This is a genomic window from Clostridium sp. (assembly GCF_017888565.1).
Taxonomy (GTDB): Bacteria; Bacillota; Clostridia; order Clostridiales; family Clostridiaceae; genus Clostridium.
This window is the reverse complement of sequence record NZ_JAGHFX010000064.1, coordinates 1-15,666: the sequence shown is the minus strand read 5'-3', so window position 1 is coordinate 15,666 and position 15,666 is coordinate 1. Positions and strand designations below refer to the sequence as shown.

The 15,666-nt window shown below is 27.4% G+C and carries 14 protein-coding genes, 3 tRNA genes and 3 rRNA genes; 3 read left to right on the top strand and 17 right to left on the bottom strand.

Features of this window, described 5'->3' with window-relative positions; translation table 11 throughout:
• Positions 1 to 88 (bottom strand): 16S ribosomal RNA (locus J7M87_RS13100); the annotation flags it as partial.
• 527 nt (positions 89 to 615) lie between these two features.
• Between J7M87_RS13100 and J7M87_RS13095 the strand changes: the two genes are divergently transcribed.
• Positions 616 to 1,293 (top strand): uracil-DNA glycosylase, encoded by a 678-nt coding sequence (locus J7M87_RS13095; protein WP_291651478.1) that lies wholly within the window; start codon positions 616 to 618, stop codon positions 1,291 to 1,293.
• Between the two features lie 28 nt (positions 1,294 to 1,321).
• On the opposite strand, the gene J7M87_RS13090 is transcribed toward J7M87_RS13095, so the two are convergent.
• Both J7M87_RS13090 and J7M87_RS13085 read right to left on the bottom strand, forming a co-directional pair.
• On the bottom strand, positions 1,322 to 1,519 hold the full coding sequence (locus J7M87_RS13090) for a hypothetical protein (protein ID WP_291651477.1): 198 nt from the start codon (positions 1,517 to 1,519) through the stop codon (positions 1,322 to 1,324).
• A gap of 577 nt (positions 1,520 to 2,096) precedes the next feature.
• A tRNA-Phe gene (locus tag J7M87_RS13085) sits at positions 2,097 to 2,172 on the bottom strand.
• Between the two features lie 149 nt (positions 2,173 to 2,321).
• Here J7M87_RS13085 and J7M87_RS13080 point away from each other — a divergent pair.
• Positions 2,322 to 2,756 (top strand): hypothetical protein, encoded by a 435-nt coding sequence (locus tag J7M87_RS13080; protein WP_291651476.1) that lies wholly within the window; start codon positions 2,322 to 2,324, stop codon positions 2,754 to 2,756.
• A 66-nt stretch (positions 2,757 to 2,822) separates the two neighbouring features.
• On the opposite strand, the gene J7M87_RS13075 is transcribed toward J7M87_RS13080, so the two are convergent.
• The 7 genes from J7M87_RS13075 to J7M87_RS13045 all read right to left on the bottom strand — a co-directional run bounded on the left by J7M87_RS13075 (position 2,823) and on the right by J7M87_RS13045 (position 11,889).
• Positions 2,823 to 3,770, bottom strand: a complete 948-nt coding sequence (locus tag J7M87_RS13075; RefSeq protein ID WP_291651475.1) for a type II CAAX endopeptidase family protein — start codon at positions 3,768 to 3,770, stop codon at positions 2,823 to 2,825.
• A gap of 215 nt (positions 3,771 to 3,985) precedes the next feature.
• Complete coding sequence (locus J7M87_RS13070; protein WP_291651474.1) at positions 3,986 to 5,221, bottom strand: competence/damage-inducible protein A; 1,236 nt, start codon at positions 5,219 to 5,221, stop codon at positions 3,986 to 3,988.
• Between the two features lie 287 nt (positions 5,222 to 5,508).
• A complete protein-coding gene (locus J7M87_RS13065; protein ID WP_291651473.1) occupies positions 5,509 to 5,745 on the bottom strand; it encodes a hypothetical protein in 237 nt (78 codons plus the stop codon).
• Between the two features lie 97 nt (positions 5,746 to 5,842).
• Positions 5,843 to 7,918 carry an elongation factor G gene (gene fusA / locus J7M87_RS13060; RefSeq protein WP_291651472.1) on the bottom strand — a complete coding sequence of 692 codons (2,076 nt, stop codon included), beginning with the start codon at positions 7,916 to 7,918 and terminating at the stop codon, positions 5,843 to 5,845.
• Between the two features lie 376 nt (positions 7,919 to 8,294).
• Positions 8,295 to 8,663 carry a GtrA family protein gene (locus tag J7M87_RS13055; RefSeq protein ID WP_291651471.1) on the bottom strand — a complete coding sequence of 123 codons (369 nt, stop codon included), beginning with the start codon at positions 8,661 to 8,663 and terminating at the stop codon, positions 8,295 to 8,297.
• 40 nt (positions 8,664 to 8,703) lie between these two features.
• Positions 8,704 to 10,200 (bottom strand): hypothetical protein, encoded by a 1,497-nt coding sequence (locus J7M87_RS13050; protein WP_291651470.1) that lies wholly within the window; start codon positions 10,198 to 10,200, stop codon positions 8,704 to 8,706.
• Positions 10,201 to 10,347: 147 nt separating this feature from the next.
• Positions 10,348 to 11,889, bottom strand: a complete 1,542-nt coding sequence (locus tag J7M87_RS13045; RefSeq protein ID WP_291651469.1) for an AbgT family transporter — start codon at positions 11,887 to 11,889, stop codon at positions 10,348 to 10,350.
• 296 nt (positions 11,890 to 12,185) lie between these two features.
• Here J7M87_RS13045 and cls point away from each other — a divergent pair, with 296 nt between their 5' ends.
• Positions 12,186 to 13,643, top strand: coding sequence for a cardiolipin synthase (cls, locus tag J7M87_RS13040; RefSeq protein ID WP_291651468.1), 1,458 nt, complete (start codon positions 12,186 to 12,188; stop codon positions 13,641 to 13,643).
• A gap of 56 nt (positions 13,644 to 13,699) precedes the next feature.
• Here cls and J7M87_RS13035 read toward each other — a convergent pair whose 3' ends face one another.
• From J7M87_RS13035 to J7M87_RS13005, 7 genes are all read right to left on the bottom strand, one after another.
• Entirely contained in the window at positions 13,700 to 14,140 is a 441-nt protein-coding gene (locus tag J7M87_RS13035; RefSeq protein WP_291651467.1) for a VanZ family protein, read from the bottom strand.
• Between the two features lie 67 nt (positions 14,141 to 14,207).
• Positions 14,208 to 14,651, bottom strand: coding sequence for a hypothetical protein (locus J7M87_RS13030; RefSeq protein WP_291651466.1), 444 nt, complete (start codon positions 14,649 to 14,651; stop codon positions 14,208 to 14,210).
• Positions 14,652 to 14,797: 146 nt separating this feature from the next.
• The gene (locus tag J7M87_RS13025; protein WP_291651465.1) at positions 14,798 to 14,962 is read right to left on the bottom strand and encodes a hypothetical protein; all 165 of its coding nucleotides are present in this window, start codon (positions 14,960 to 14,962) and stop codon (positions 14,798 to 14,800) included.
• 240 nt (positions 14,963 to 15,202) lie between these two features.
• Positions 15,203 to 15,278, bottom strand: a tRNA-Ala gene (locus tag J7M87_RS13020).
• 5 nt (positions 15,279 to 15,283) lie between these two features.
• Positions 15,284 to 15,360: transfer RNA gene (locus tag J7M87_RS13015), tRNA-Ile, on the bottom strand.
• A gap of 5 nt (positions 15,361 to 15,365) precedes the next feature.
• Positions 15,366 to 15,482: ribosomal RNA gene (gene rrf / locus J7M87_RS13010) — 5S ribosomal RNA — on the bottom strand.
• 100 nt (positions 15,483 to 15,582) lie between these two features.
• Positions 15,583 to 15,666: ribosomal RNA gene (locus J7M87_RS13005) — 23S ribosomal RNA — on the bottom strand; the annotation flags it as partial.

The following is a 15,666-nucleotide window of genomic DNA, read 5'->3' as shown; positions in this document are numbered from 1 at the left end:
GTTCCCGAAGGAACTCCTCTCGCTCGACTTGCATGTGTTAGGCACGCCGCCAGCGTTCGTCCTGAGCCAGGATCAAACTCTCAATAAAAAGTTTAATCTCTTCGCTCAAATTACTTTGAGTCTTAATGTTAAGACGTCTAAAAGAATTGCTGGTTTGTTTACTTAACTTATTTTCTGTTCAATTTTCAAAGACCATTTTCTTCATCGCCCTCAAGCGACTTCCTTATCTTATCATTTATGCATTTCATTGTCAACAATGTTTTTTAACTTTTTTCAAGTTATCTTGTTGAAAATCAATGCGTTCACAAGGAACGATTTACATAATATCATCTTTCAATCTTTAGTATTTCTATTATTATATCTTTTATTCATATTTATACTATATTTTCTTAATTATTCTTTATTTTAATCTAGTTTACTTATAAAGATATTCTAGGTAGCGTTTGTGCCTAGTTAGTCTTAATATATTCCAAAAATGTAATATATATATTATTATTAGATAGAATTATTTTTTTCATTTATTACATGTTTCAAAGAAAAAATATCTTTTTGAGTGAAAAATAATTATTAATAGTATTTAACTAATAGCTGAATACTATATATGGAGGTGATACTTTGAGTAATATATTAAATAATGATTGGCAAGAATTATTGCAAGATGAGTTTAAAAAGGATTATTATCAAAATCTTAGACAATTTTTAATATCAGAATATAAATCAAAAACAATTTATCCTGATATGAATGATATTTTCAATGCATTAAAATTTACTTCATACAAAGATGTTAAGGTTGTTATACTTGGCCAAGATCCTTATCATGGTCCAAATCAAGCTCATGGTCTTTCTTTTTCTGTTAATAAGGGAGTTAAAGTTCCCCCTTCTTTAGTTAATATTTATAAAGAAATACATGACGATCTAGGGTGCTACATACCAAATAACGGATTCTTAAAAAGTTGGACTGATCAAGGTGTATTGCTACTAAATACAGTTTTAACTGTTAGAGCTCATGAAGCAAATTCTCATAAGAATATGGGATGGGAAATACTAACTGATAAAATTATATCTATACTTAATAAAAGAGAAGATCCTATTGTATTTATTTTATGGGGTAATCCTGCAATTGCTAAAAGTAAACTTATTACAAATAAAAAGCATTTTATAATTACTTCCCCTCATCCAAGCCCACTTTCAGCTTATAGGGGATTCTTTGGAAGTAAACCATTTTCTAAGACAAATGAATTTTTAAAATCTATTAACAAACCACCTATAAACTGGCAAATAGAAAATATATAAAAAAGGCACAGTTAGTGCCTTTTTTATTTTAGTTAAATTTACTTTTTGACTTCTTATAAAATGAATATCCTAGCGATGAAATTATTCCTATAACTGAGCATGCTGAAAATGTTAATATTATATTATCGATAAAAAAGCCTAGAAATATACCAATTCCTGCTCCTACCGCTATCCCCTTTGCTAAATAATCATAATCTTGATCAGATAAAATTAACTTTTCCAACACCAACACTCCTTATATATTAAATATATTATAACTCTAATATCTATACATTTATTCTAATACTTACTTCTTAAATATTTCTTAACTAAAACTTAAAGTATAATTAATTATAATATCATTATAACCATTATATTTTAACTTGTAAAGAGTTATTGTGTACTTCTTAATTCTTTTTTTATAACCATTTTATAAGTTTAACTCTACATAATTAAAGTGTTGATAGATTTAAATCTAATAGAGATTCTATTTTTATCAGTAACTATCAATTGTGCATTTAATTAATATAATAATCACGCCTCTTATCTTATATATTCTTTCATAGTAATTTATCTTAATAATACAATAAAAGATGTTACTATATAAAATTACTTACTATGTCACTTTTCTTATTATCAATGTAAGCTTATATCTATCTCCTTAGAGTCTAAAAAATGAAAGGAATAAAATTAATACACCTTTTAAGGGCTGAAATACTAAGTTCATATATAATCACTACTTCTATAATCAAAACTTTCAAACTTTAAATTTCTATATTTTTCTACACATAAAAAAAGCTAACTAATTAATTAGTTAGCTTTCCTGGTGGCTCGACCAGGAATCGAACCAGGGACACGAGGATTTTCAGTCCTCTGCTCTACCGACTGAGCTATCGAGCCTTAACGATTTATATTTTATATAATTTTTTATAATATGTCAACGTTTTTATTGTTTTTTTATTTTTTTAATTTAGAAAGAATATAAAATTTAAGTTATTTTTATAAAAATACATAAATATAATAAACTATAGTATTAATAGGAGTGCTTTATGAAATATATATTATTTATTATACTAATACTATCCTTGGTAGTACTTTATTTTTATTATGAAAAAAAATTAGAATTAATGAAAAAACAATTAATGATTACTTCACACCAATATAATAATATAAGAAACAAATATGATATACCTAAAAAGTGTAATAATAATTTATCTATTAGATTTATTACACCATCTTATAAAACTGGAATACTAAATACTGATTCTAAATTATATATAGCACCACTACTTTCATCTCAGATAATTAGAAAAATAAATATACGCATGGAAGTAGCAGTTTTAGATTCGGCTGAGTTAAATAGTCAAACTTGGTATTACGTTAATCTACCTATTGATAACTGTATAAACTGTAGAGGATGGATTAATTCGAATGATGTATCAATGTTTTATAGCGAACCTTCTTCTATATCAAAGCCAAATTAAATAAAAAATTAGGAGTAATATAAACTACCCTTGATAAGGGATACAGTTTACATTCTCCTAACTTTTTTATAATGCAATAGTTCTAACCATAAAATATATATATATACTTATTGATAGTATAAATGGAATATTTATTATTCTATCCTTCCTTTCAACTGTTTCTGATGCTTCGAGTGCCCTATAACTATAATTTTGAGCTCTTCTTTTTAAGTTAAGCTTTTCCAACCAGTATATTATAAGAAAAACAAATATTGAAAATGTTACTGCTATGGCACCATAAATTATAAATAAAACTAATTTTTCTGACGATGATATATTTTTAAGTGTTAACTCTGCACTTTGATTAGTAATTGGCAACCCTTTAGTAATATAATCTACTAATTTGGCTATAGTTACTGATGTTCCATTTATAATAAAATGCATTATCATTGATGAAAATATACTATTCGTTACTCTCACTACTAATGCCAGTATGAATCCCAATACTGCTGCATATAAAAATTGTTGTGGATCTAAGTGAAGAATACCAAAAAATAATCCCGTTACTATAGCTGATATATATTTATTTTTATTTTCATAACCAGAAAGTACTATTCCTCTTATTGTTACTTCTTCTGTTATTGAAGGTAGTAATGCTACTAATGCTAATAAAAACACATAGGGAGTTGATGTTATTTCTGATATAAACGATCCAATTTCATTATTAAAGAAAAATGTTGCAATTAACGAGAAAAATGTCATTATTGGCTGAACTACAAATGCTAATAATATAATTAAAAGCGTATCTTGCCAATGTAGTTTGTTTAATTTAAGAGTTTCCTTGAAAGAAGATCTTGTTACAATTATATATATCACTGCTGGTAATAAAAATAATATTACATGATTTAAAAATAATATAATTCTTGTGTCGCTTAATCCAATCACAAGATAAAATGGTCTTAATAGTAATGGGCCAAATATTTCTATCAGTAATATAATTAAAAAATACATATTTGCCTTAAAAACTTTTGTCATATCTCTATCCTTTCTTTTGGTTTTTTAATATTTTATTCTTTTACTATAAATTTATTTTAAGTAATGTATAACCTATTGATTTAATGGACATAATTATAATGAAGCGAGAAGGCTTCCACAGTTAATCGCCTCTCCCCCATTTTATTTATATACAAAAATAATCCCCAATTTACTGAAAAGTACATGAGGGGATTATTTTATTCCCCTTTTTATATTTAAATTTTTAATAACTCTATTCTTAAAATATTTAATGCATTCATTGTAGCTCTTCTTCTTATCTTTTCTCTATTTCCAGTTAAATTTAATTTTTTTACAATAATATTTCCTTTAACAAATACTCCTATATACACTAACCCAACTGGCTTTTCATCTGATCCACCACCTGGACCTGCTATTCCTGTAGTAGATATTGAAATATCAGTATTAGCTTCTTTAGATATACCCATTGCCATTTCTCTTGCTGTTTCTTCACTTACTGCTCCATATTTATCTAGAGTTTCCTTTTTAACTCCAAGCCTCTTCATTTTAGATTCATTTGAATAAGTTATTAAACCTTCTTTAAATACCTCTGATATTCCTGGATATGATATTAAACTTGCTGCAACCATACCACCTGTACACGATTCTGCAGTTGAGATACTTAGTTTACTATTAAATATCATCTCTGAAACAATATTTTCTAAAGAAGTTTCATCCTCTCCATATATATATTCTCCAAGTATATCTTTTATTTCTTTACATATAGGATTTATTAAATCATCACATTCTTTTTCATTATTTCCCTTAGCTGTTACTCTTAATATAACATCATCATCTTTTGCATAAGGTGCTACAGTAGGATTCTTACTATTTTGAATTAGATTATCCAGCTTCCTTGCCATAAGACTTTCACCTATCCCAAATAATCTTAAAGTTTTAGATTTTATAATCTTACCAGTCATACCCTCTAAGTATTTTTTAACATGATCATTAAACATTGCCTTCATTTCTCTTGGAGGCCCTGGTAAAATTATTAATGTCTTATTATTTTCTGATATTATTGACCCAGGTGCTGTTCCATTAAGATTGGGTAATATTATGGAATCCTCTGGATAGTATGCTTGTTTTTTATTAGCTTCTACTACATCTTCATCCTTAATATTTAAATATGTTTTAATCCATTTTAAAGAAGGTTCATGAAGCACTAATTTTTTATTAAAATATTTTGCTCCTAATTCTTTAGTTATATCATCTTGTGTTGGTCCTAGCCCACCTGTTGTAATAACTAAATCACACCTTTCAAAAGCTTTTTCAAATGCTTCTATTATTCTCTCTTCGTTATCACCAATGACACTTTGATGATATACATCTATTCCCAAAGTTGCTAACTCCTTAGCTAAATACTGTGCATTTGTATTAACTATATCACCTAAAAGTATTTCTGTTCCAATTGCTATTATTTCTGCTTTCATTTTATTCCTCCTATATAACTTATTTATATAACCTATAATAAAAAACTTAACATTTTAATAAAATATCTAAGTATTCATTGTATATAATCAATGCTAGTATTTTAATAATTTATATAAAAAAGCAAATAATATATGCTTTTATTTTTACTAAATTATTTAAATCAGTATATTGAACATTTAATATGCTACTAATTTTAACTATGTAAATTATAAATTAAAATATACATATTAAATATTTTACCATAAACTATAAAAGACTACTAATCAATAGATTAATAGCCTTTTATTTACTTTTGCTTATTAGCATTTATATAGTATTTGCCTGTTTGATTTATACCTTCATCTAATATTGAGAAATTGCTATCTTTAAGCATCGAAGTAATGATATTTATATCATTTTTCTCAACACTATCTAATGTTATTGTAAAACTATCATTTCTATCTACAACTCCCATATAGTCAAATATATTGCTATAATCACTAAGGCCTAATCCACCATTTACATCCATCTTATAATCTGGCATAGTATCCCTCCAATGTTTTTCTTTTGTTTAATATCTTCTCTATAACATTTATTTTATTTTTTCTCATTAATCTCTCATTTATTCACTATGCCAAAAGTTAATTTTTTCTAGATTCCTCTATTATTTTTTTGACTTCTAATTCAGGAACTTCCTCATATCTTTCAATCTCACTTATAAAGCTTCCTCTTGCTTGAGTCATTGACCTCAAATCAGTAGAATACTTAAACATTTCTACTAGAGGAACTTCTGCAATAATTTTTTGTAGATTGCCATCTGGCTCCATTCCTAAAACTCTTCCTCTTCTCTTATTTATATCTCCAATGACATCTCCCATGTATTCATCTGGAATAAATATCTCCACGTGCATAATAGGTTCTAATAAAATAGCCTTTGCTTGTTCAAGCCCCTTCTTATATGCAATAGAAGTAGCCATTTTAAATGCCATTTCTGAAGAATCTACTGGATGATAAGATCCATCATGAAGTGTTGCTTTTAAACCAACAACTGGATATCCAGCTAAAACACCTTTTTCAATGCACTCTCTAAGACCTTTTTCAACTGCAGGTATAAAGTTTCTTGGCACAACGCCTCCTACAACATTATCTACAAACTCTAAATCACTTTCTCCATCTTTTCTTGGCTCAAACTTTATTTTTACATCTCCGTATTGTCCATGTCCACCTGATTGCTTTTTATGTTTACCTTGAACATCAGCAATTCCCTTTATTGTTTCTCTATATGGTATCTTAGGAAGTCTTAATATAACTTCCGCCCCAAATTTATTTCTCAATCTACTAGCTATTACATCTAAATGAGTTTCACCAACTCCAGATATTATAGTTTCTGCATTTTCTGTGTCTCGTGTTATTGTAAATGTTGGATCCTCTTCTAATAATCTTTGTAGTGATGCTGATATTTTATCTTCGTCTCCCTTAGCCTTTGGTAATACAGCCATTGATATTGCTGGCTTAGGAAAATTCATTTTATCATATATAACTTTATTGCTTATATCACATAAAGTATCTCCTGTTTCCGTATATTGTAGCTTTGCAACGGCAGCTATATCTCCAGCCACTACCTCCTTCGTAGGTATCTGATTTTTACCTCTCATAAAAAATACATTTGCTAATTTTTCTGTTTTCTCCTTATTGCTATTAATAACAGTAACATCATTCGAAAGTTTTCCTGTTATAACTCTAAATAATGATATTTTGCCAACAAAAGGATCTGCTATAGTTTTAAAAACTAATGCTGAAAATGGCTTATTTTCATCTAGTCCTATGAAAACCTCTTCATTCTTTTGTACATCTATTGCCTTTTGTGCAATGGAATATTTTGGTGATGGGAAGCACTCTACTACATCTTCTAAGAAACATCTCATACCTATAACCTTTGATGCACTTCCACACATTACTGGTGCTATTTCTCCACTTGCACATCCTTCTATAAGTCCATTATATATTTCTTCATCGCTTAGTTCACCTTCACTAAAATATTTATCCAAAAGCTCTTCACTCGTTTCAGCAACAGCCTCCATAATCATCCTTTTACATTCATTTATTTTCTCTAAAAGCTCTTCAGGTGCATCCATTTCTTGAACGTTTTTAGTTTTTGGATCGTGTATTCTCACTCTTTTTGATATAACATTAACTACGCCTTTAAACTCTCCCTCTATTCCTATAGGATATTGAATTGGAACTACACTAATTCCAAACATTTCTTTTAATTGAGCTAATGTCTTATCATAGCTTGAATTCTCTCTATCTAACTTATTAATAAAAAATGTTCTTGGTAACTTTATTTTATTGCAATAATCCCATGCTTTTTCTGTTCCTACTTGAACTCCTGATACCCCACATACAACTATAGTAGCTACATCTACAGCTCGCATTCCTTGTATAAGCTCTCCTGAAAAATCAAAGTATCCTGGTATATCTACTAAGTTTATTTTGGTTTCCCCTACTTCTATTGGAGCAATAGATACTGATAATGAAATTCCCCTCTTTTTTTCTTCTTGATCAAAATCTGTGACTGTTGTTCCGTCTTCTATTCTTCCTAACCTATCAGTATTACCAGTATTAAAAAGTAAAGATTCTACTAAAGATGTTTTCCCTGCTGCTCCATGACCTATTAGACCAATATTTCTTAAATTTTTTATTGTGTATTTTTTCATACGATCTCATAATATTTAATATAATATTATGATTACACCTACCTTTCATTTAAAATCTAAATAATTTTTGAATTAGTTTTCTTATCAAATTCCTATGTTTATAAATTTTAAATCTCTGGTTTATAATTTGCTCTAATAAAACATCCTAAGTTCGGGTAATTTCTTTATTGTATTTTATTAATTATAGAATACCATAAAGGATTCTCCTTTTCCAGAATATTCAGATTATTTATTTTCATTCTAATATATATTTATTTTATGCTTTTTGTATGTGATTAAGTACAAAAAAGTGCACCTATAATTTATAATATAGCTACACCTTCAGTTATCTTAATTGTTGACATATTGTTTATGATTATTCATATATATATAATTATTATTTACTCTTAAATGTCCATAACTTATTACCAATAAAATTAATAATCATGGTAAATATTATAGCTATAATTTGAGATATAGTATCATTCAAACCTAGTTTTCCTACTAATATTAATAAAAGTAAATTATTTATTATCATAGTGATTAAATTTACAATAATAAACTTAAATATAGTAATTGCTTCCTTACTATTAGACTTAAAGACCCATCTATTATTCCATAAGTAACTATTAACCATCCCACAAATATATCCTATTGAATTAGCTACTACCACATTAAAATTACATACCCTTAACATATTAAAAATTATTATTTGTATTAAGGTATTAAAAACACCAACTAGTCCAAATTTTACAAACTTATCCATTCTGTAGACCCATCCCCTTTAAAATGGTATATTATCTATTTTACTTAACCCTCATAAATTCTCTTTTAACCAAATAAAAAATATACGAAATAATTACATATATAATTATATCAAATATAAAATTAAATAAATACAACTGCTTTGCTATATCAGCATATCCATTCCCCACAAAAGGCATTGGATATTGTATTATAGAAATGCCTATTAAACTCCAAAAAAGTTCTATATTTCTTTTTAAATATATCTTGTTTGAATTTTTAAAATACATAATTATAGAATAAATAATTATAGTTAAATAAACTATGCATATAAATAGAAAATTCTTAGGAATACTATCTCTAATATTTGACCATAAAGTAAATCTATTAAACTCTCTAATAGAACTAGAACTATAATCTATAGAATATTTCCCAAGAAAAGTACTTGTTATAAAAGCATTTTTAGCTGTGCTCTTCATTCCATCAATTAACCTCTTTGGATGAGTTAAGTAAAACTTAATTAATTTTATATTGCTTATTCTACTATAAAACTCATCTTCTGTTATCTCCGTTCTAGGAACATATTTTTCATATTCACTTTCATTTAGGTATGAATGCTTACCTGCTTCAACTTCCATATCTGGATTTAATCCCATACTAATTAAATCTTCCCTTGGATTATTTGAATCTTTTAATACCCCATAGAAAACTGAATTGTATTGAGTATCCTTACCTATTAGAGAATTGCTTCTATTCATACTTATAGGATAAATTATTATTAATAAAAGTAATATATTTAAACCTATAAGTGAAGCTTTATTCAACACTCTTTTATTATCGATTAAAATCCTAACCAATAATATTAGAATAAATGGTAAGGCTGTAATGACTTGCATCTTTGATCCCAAAAATAACATTGCAGATATAAATAATAATATAATATTTTTATTTATGCCTTTTTTATCAAGTGCATTAAATCTCTTATATGCATAATATTTATATGAAGCAATAAACAACATTAATGACACTATCATCATCGGCTCACCATATAAACTATTAAACCATACTAAATAATTACCATCTAAAAAAATTAATATCCCTAAAAAACCTATAATAAGTAATAACCTATTTCTAATGTTATTAAATTTTAATATTACTGCTATCGAAGAAATATATATTATACTGTACAGTAATGATAAATAATTAGTTTTAAATACATAGCTATTAAACAACTTACATATAAAATTAATTAATATTATAAAATAACTTAAACTAGATTTAATAAAAGTATTATTTTCATTATCAGTATCTATATTACTAATCTTATAATTTGTAACTATATAATCATAAAATCTATTAAATCCATTCTCTACCTTATTTTCGTTAAATAATTCTAATCCGCTTTCATACATAATTCTATCAAAATCACCTTGATCTGCTACTCCAGGAATTGGCTTTTTATATAAAACATAACATAGTATAAATATTGATATAATTATTAATACCAATATTATATAACTTCTTTTCTTATTTTTTTTATTATCTAACCTTGATTGCAAAATACTAATCCTCCATTGAAACCTATATATATTATTTTGCTCTAAGACCCACTACAATATTACAGAAATAAAGGAACTATATTAAGAAATTTAATCTCTTAATATAGTTCCTTTATTATATAAAGTTATTAGATTTTAATCCAAGAATTATAATGTTACTCCAACTCCAGGTCCTAGTGGTATATTAAATACAAACCATATTATTAATAATATTGTCCATCCAATTAAGAATGCAATTGAATATGGTACCATTGTTGTTATTAATGTTCCTACCCCTGATTTTTTATCATACTTTTCAGCAAATGCTACTATTAATGCAAAATAACTCATTAGTGGAGATATTATATTTGTAGAAGAATCACCTATTCTATAAGCCATTTGTACTAATGCTGGTGAATTACCCAATTGCATCAACATTGGTATAAATACAGGAGCCATTATTGCCCATTTTGCTGAAGCTGATCCCATAAATAGATTTATAAATGCTGTAAGTAATACAAATGCTACTATTAGTGGAATACCAGTAAATCCAGCTCCCTCTAAGAAGTTAGCTCCATTAACAGCTATTACTATGCCGATATTTGTATAACTGAAATATTGAACAAACTGAGCAGCAAAGAACACTAATACTATGTAACCACCCATTGATGACATACTTTTTCCCATAAGATTAATAATATCTTTATCACTTTTAACTGTTTTACATCCGATTCCATATGCAACACCAGGAATAAAGAATAATAATGCAATTATAAGAACTATAGAATCCATAAATGGTGATTTAAGAATTTCATTAGTTTCTGGATTTCTTAAAACTCCATTTGGAAGTAAACATATTCCAATTAATACTATAAATATTAAAGATGCAATTCCAGCAAACTTTAATCCTCTTTTTTGTTCTGTAGTTATTTCAGATATAGTGGCCTTTTCATCGCCTTTATATTCACCAAGCTTTGGTTCAACTATTTTTTCAGTAACAATTGTACCTATAATAGTTATTACAAATGTTGATGCAATTATAAAATACCAGTTATCAGCTGCCCCTACAAATGCTTTATCTGAAAATAACTTAGCTCCCTCAGTAGAAATCCCTGCCAATAATGCATCAGTAGGTCCTGCTAATAAGTTTGCACTATATCCACCTGATACTCCTGCAAAAGCTGCAGCTAATCCAGCCATTGGATGTCTTCCAAAACTTAAGAACACAATAGCACCCAATGGTACTAAAACTACATACCCTGCATCTGATGCTATACTTGACATAACACCAGCAAATACTACTACTACTGTAATTAATCTTTTTGGAGTGCTTGTAACTAGCTTTGTTAATAAAGTTGCTATAAGGCCTGTCCCTTCTGCAACTCCAACTCCTAGTAATGCTACTAGGACTGTTCCAAGAGGAGCAAAACTAGTAAAATTGCTTACTGCAGATGTGAACATATATCTAATTCCCTCTGGTGTAAGTAAACTGACAACAGAGGCAGTCATTTCTTTTATTTCCATTGTGCTTCTATCTAATCCTGTATACGCTACAGTAACTCCCATTTTTGCCATTATTGCAGAAACACATATTATAATAGCACAAAGAATTACAAATATAGTTCCTGGATGAGGTAGCTTATTCCCAACTCTTTCTATTGCTGATAAAATACCTTTATTCGAGCTAGTACTCTTATCTTTTGATTTCATTCGTTATCCCCCTTAAGTTGTAGTAGATAATAATAATTTTTTCCACTCCTTTATATTTCATTTTACATATTTTTCACTCAATTCTATACCTATTATATATTCATATTAATCTTTTTTCAAGATTTTATAAGTATTTCATTAAAATTTATCAAAAATATTTCATTGGCATTATTAAACTTTTATAAAATACATGCTTAATTTAAAAATGTATAATTATTGTATAAGCATGTTTATATTAGTTTTTAATTTATTAAAATCCGTATTTTAGTCAAGAATATATTATAGGGAATTATTTTTTGAAGGAGGTTTTTGATATAACTGCACTTAATATAATTTTTTATCTATCATTTATGATAAATATCTTTATAATATTTATCATAATTATATTTGGAAAGAAGCGACCTGAAAAAACTTTATCATGGATATTAATTTTAATTATACTTCCCCCTCTTGGGCTAATTCTCTTTGTGCTCTTAGGCAGGAATTGGAAAATACATACATTAGATAAAAAATCAAAACAAAAAGTTAGTGATTTAGTTACTCCTTCGTTATTAAGTAAATCTCATATATCTAATGAGTATGAACCTATTATAAACTTACTAGTATCAAATTCATCTTCTCCACTATTTGTGAATAATACTATTACTATTTTAGATGGGGGAGCTAATAAGTTTGAAATCTTAAAAAGTAAATTACTAGAAGCAAAAGACCATATCCATTTAGAATACTATATTGTTAAAAATGATAATATCGGAAATGAAATAAAAGATATATTAATAAAAAAATCTAAAGAAGGCGTAAAAGTTAAATTCATAATCGATAAGATGGGATCTATAAGACTAAGCTCTAAATATATTAAAGATTTAAAAAATGCTGGTGTCGATGTTGCATTTTATTCTTATGTATTAGCACCTTTTTTTAGATTTATTAATACTCAAGTGAATTATAGAAACCATAGAAAAATAGTAGTAATAGATGGTACTATAGCATTCCTAGGAGGAATTAATATAGGAGATGAATATTTAGGTTTAGGAAAATTAGGAGATTGGAAAGATTGTCATATAATGATTGAGGGTGACTGTGTACTTGGTTTGCAATCAGTCTTCTTAGATGATTTTTCAAGTATAAAAAAATATAATAATGAACAAATTTCAACCTTAGCAAATATTGAAGATTATTTTAAAAATAACAAATTTAATGGCAATATACCAATGCAATTAATAAAAAGCGGACCTGATTCTGAATTTCCTAGTATCCTTCAATGCTTTATAAAAATGATTAGTACTGCTAAAGAAAGTATTAATATAATAACACCCTATTTTATACCATCTGAAGGCTTGATGGATTCACTAAAAATAGCTTCATTAAGTGGTATTAAAATTTCACTAATCTTTCCTAGAAAAGCTGATCATTTTACTGTAAATAAAGCATCTCAAACTTACTTAGCCGAACTAGTGCGGGCTGGGGCTAAAGTTTATTTATATAATAATTCAGGATTCATTCATTCTAAAATCCTAACTGTGGATAAAAAAATATGTACCATAGGAACAGCAAATATGGATATAAGGAGTTTTGAGTTAAATTATGAAATCAATACACTAATATATGATGAAGTTATAACTCAAGAATTTAATAAAATATTCTCTAATTTATTATTATCTTGTACCGAATTTATCCTAAAAGAATATGAATCCAGATCTTTAAGTAATAAATTAATAGATGGAATTTCTAGACTTCTTTCTTCAATACTATAAAAGGATATTCAATAATACTTGAATATCCTTTTATATCTTTAAATAAAAATTATATTTTACTTATTCCATCTTACTATCTCTACTATCTTCATTATTAAATAACCAATAGCACCACCTGAAGTATCAATTAATACATCCTTAAATGCCATGTTTCTTCCCGGAATAAAATATTGATGAAATTCATCTGTACTCGCATATAAAAATATGAAGATTATTGAATATAATCTAGCCTTTTTAGTAGTAAAATAAAATCTACTCACATTATACGTAAATAAAAATAATATTAGATATTCTGAAAAGTGTGCAGCTTTTCTAACTACTAAAGTTGCTAGCTCACCAAAATATTGATTTAATTCTATTCCCAAAAAGCTAAAAATTTTCAGAACTAATTCACTTTGACTACTAGAAACTTCCCCTGGTTGATGTGACATAAAAAATATTATTCCCATCCAAGCTATCAGCATTGTCCACGATATTATCTTCTTGTTTTTATTCATTACTCTCTCCCTATGTTAATTAAATATATCTAACTTCTTTATTATATAAAGCATTTTTTCTTTTGTATCAATCCTTATCAACCAAATATCTATTAATATATGCTAATGATTGTTCTAGCATACTTTGACCTCTCTCTAAATCTTTAACATTAACTTCTAGGTTATATATTCTTTGTTCTACTAAATTCATTATTTGCTTTATATCATTTAATAATTTAGCTTCATATGAAACTTGTACTCCATCAGAATCTACATATATTTTTTCTGGAACAGATCCACATTTAGAACACTTAGCATATATTCCCTTTTTTTCAGGATCTCTAAATATTTTGAATGTATCATTACTACAGTTAGAACAATTAGGTAACATTATAAAATCTTGATTACTTACATCAATATTATATTTAGACTTACACTGAGCACAAATCAAATGCAACTTATCCTCTTCACTTTCTAAAAAAAATCTATTCCCACTACATCCATCTTTTTCACACACAAAAGTTCTTATCATTTCCTAATCCTCCTCCTTATTTAGAAAGAATACCCTTCTACAATTTAATATGCTAGACTATATAATTTTATTCTTATTATTTATATTAATTTCAACTACATATATTGTAAAAAGTAAAATAGACCTAAATTTATAAGTTAGGTCTATTAAATATTCTCACTATTGCAACATTCATATGCTTCCTTTAATGCTACTTCTACTTCTTTTATAAGCTCATCTATCCTACCTGTATTCTTACCAGCTAATACTAATTCTCGCTTTTCTAATTTTAATTTTATTAATTTTTGCTCTAACTCGTCCTTCTTACCCATACCAACACTCCCCATCTAAGGATAAGACCTTAAAACTTTTACATTAAAAATTAAATAGTTTATCATATATTAATTATATATTATTTTTCGTTTTATTCCTAATTAAAATTTTAGAATTTTTTAAAACTTTTTCGACATTTAGAAATTATATACATGTAATATATTACTATTAAATATATCAAATTATTCCTTCTAATTTTAAGTTATAAAAAAAAGAAGTTATGTTATCATAACTTCTTTTGGTGGAGGTAAAGGGATTCGAACCCTTGACCCCTTGCGTGCAAGGCAAGTGCTCTCCCAACTGAGCTATACCCCCAAATATGGTGGACCTTCAGGGACTCGAACCCCGGACCTACCGGTTATGAGCCGGTTGCTCTAACCAACTGAGCTAAAGATCCATAATACCTGGCAACGTTCTACTCTCCCACACAGTCTCCCATGCAGTACCATCGACGCTGTAGAGCTTAACTTTCCTGTTCGGAATGGAAAGGGGTGTTTCCTCTACGCCCTCATCACCAGATTACATTAACATTATATTGTAAAACCAATACTTTGTCAATACTTTTTTTCAGAAATATTCTCTGAAAATTGCACATGAATTAATTTCAAGCCTGTTTTTATTGGTCAAGCCCTCGACCTATTAGTATCAGTCAGCTAAATATGTTACCACACTTACACCTCTGACCTATCAACCTTGTGTTCTT

Bases quoted from the DNA above. Each gene is read 5' to 3' on its own strand.
- J7M87_RS13080 (WP_291651476.1), top strand. From the start codon at position 2,322: ATGAAATATATATTATTTATTATACTAATACTATCCTTGGTAGTACTT.
- J7M87_RS13075 (WP_291651475.1), bottom strand. From the start codon at position 3,770: ATGACAAAAGTTTTTAAGGCAAATATGTATTTTTTAATTATATTACTG.
- J7M87_RS13070 (WP_291651474.1), bottom strand. From the start codon at position 5,221: ATGAAAGCAGAAATAATAGCAATTGGAACAGAAATACTTTTAGGTGAT.
- J7M87_RS13065 (WP_291651473.1), bottom strand. From the start codon at position 5,745: ATGCCAGATTATAAGATGGATGTAAATGGTGGATTAGGCCTTAGTGAT.
- fusA (WP_291651472.1), bottom strand. From the start codon at position 7,918: ATGAAAAAATACACAATAAAAAATTTAAGAAATATTGGTCTAATAGGT.
- J7M87_RS13055 (WP_291651471.1), bottom strand. From the start codon at position 8,663: ATGGATAAGTTTGTAAAATTTGGACTAGTTGGTGTTTTTAATACCTTA.
- J7M87_RS13045 (WP_291651469.1), bottom strand. From the start codon at position 11,889: ATGAAATCAAAAGATAAGAGTACTAGCTCGAATAAAGGTATTTTATCA.
- J7M87_RS13035 (WP_291651467.1), bottom strand. From the start codon at position 14,140: ATGAATAAAAACAAGAAGATAATATCGTGGACAATGCTGATAGCTTGG.
- J7M87_RS13030 (WP_291651466.1), bottom strand. From the start codon at position 14,651: ATGATAAGAACTTTTGTGTGTGAAAAAGATGGATGTAGTGGGAATAGA.
- J7M87_RS13025 (WP_291651465.1), bottom strand. From the start codon at position 14,962: ATGGGTAAGAAGGACGAGTTAGAGCAAAAATTAATAAAATTAAAATTA.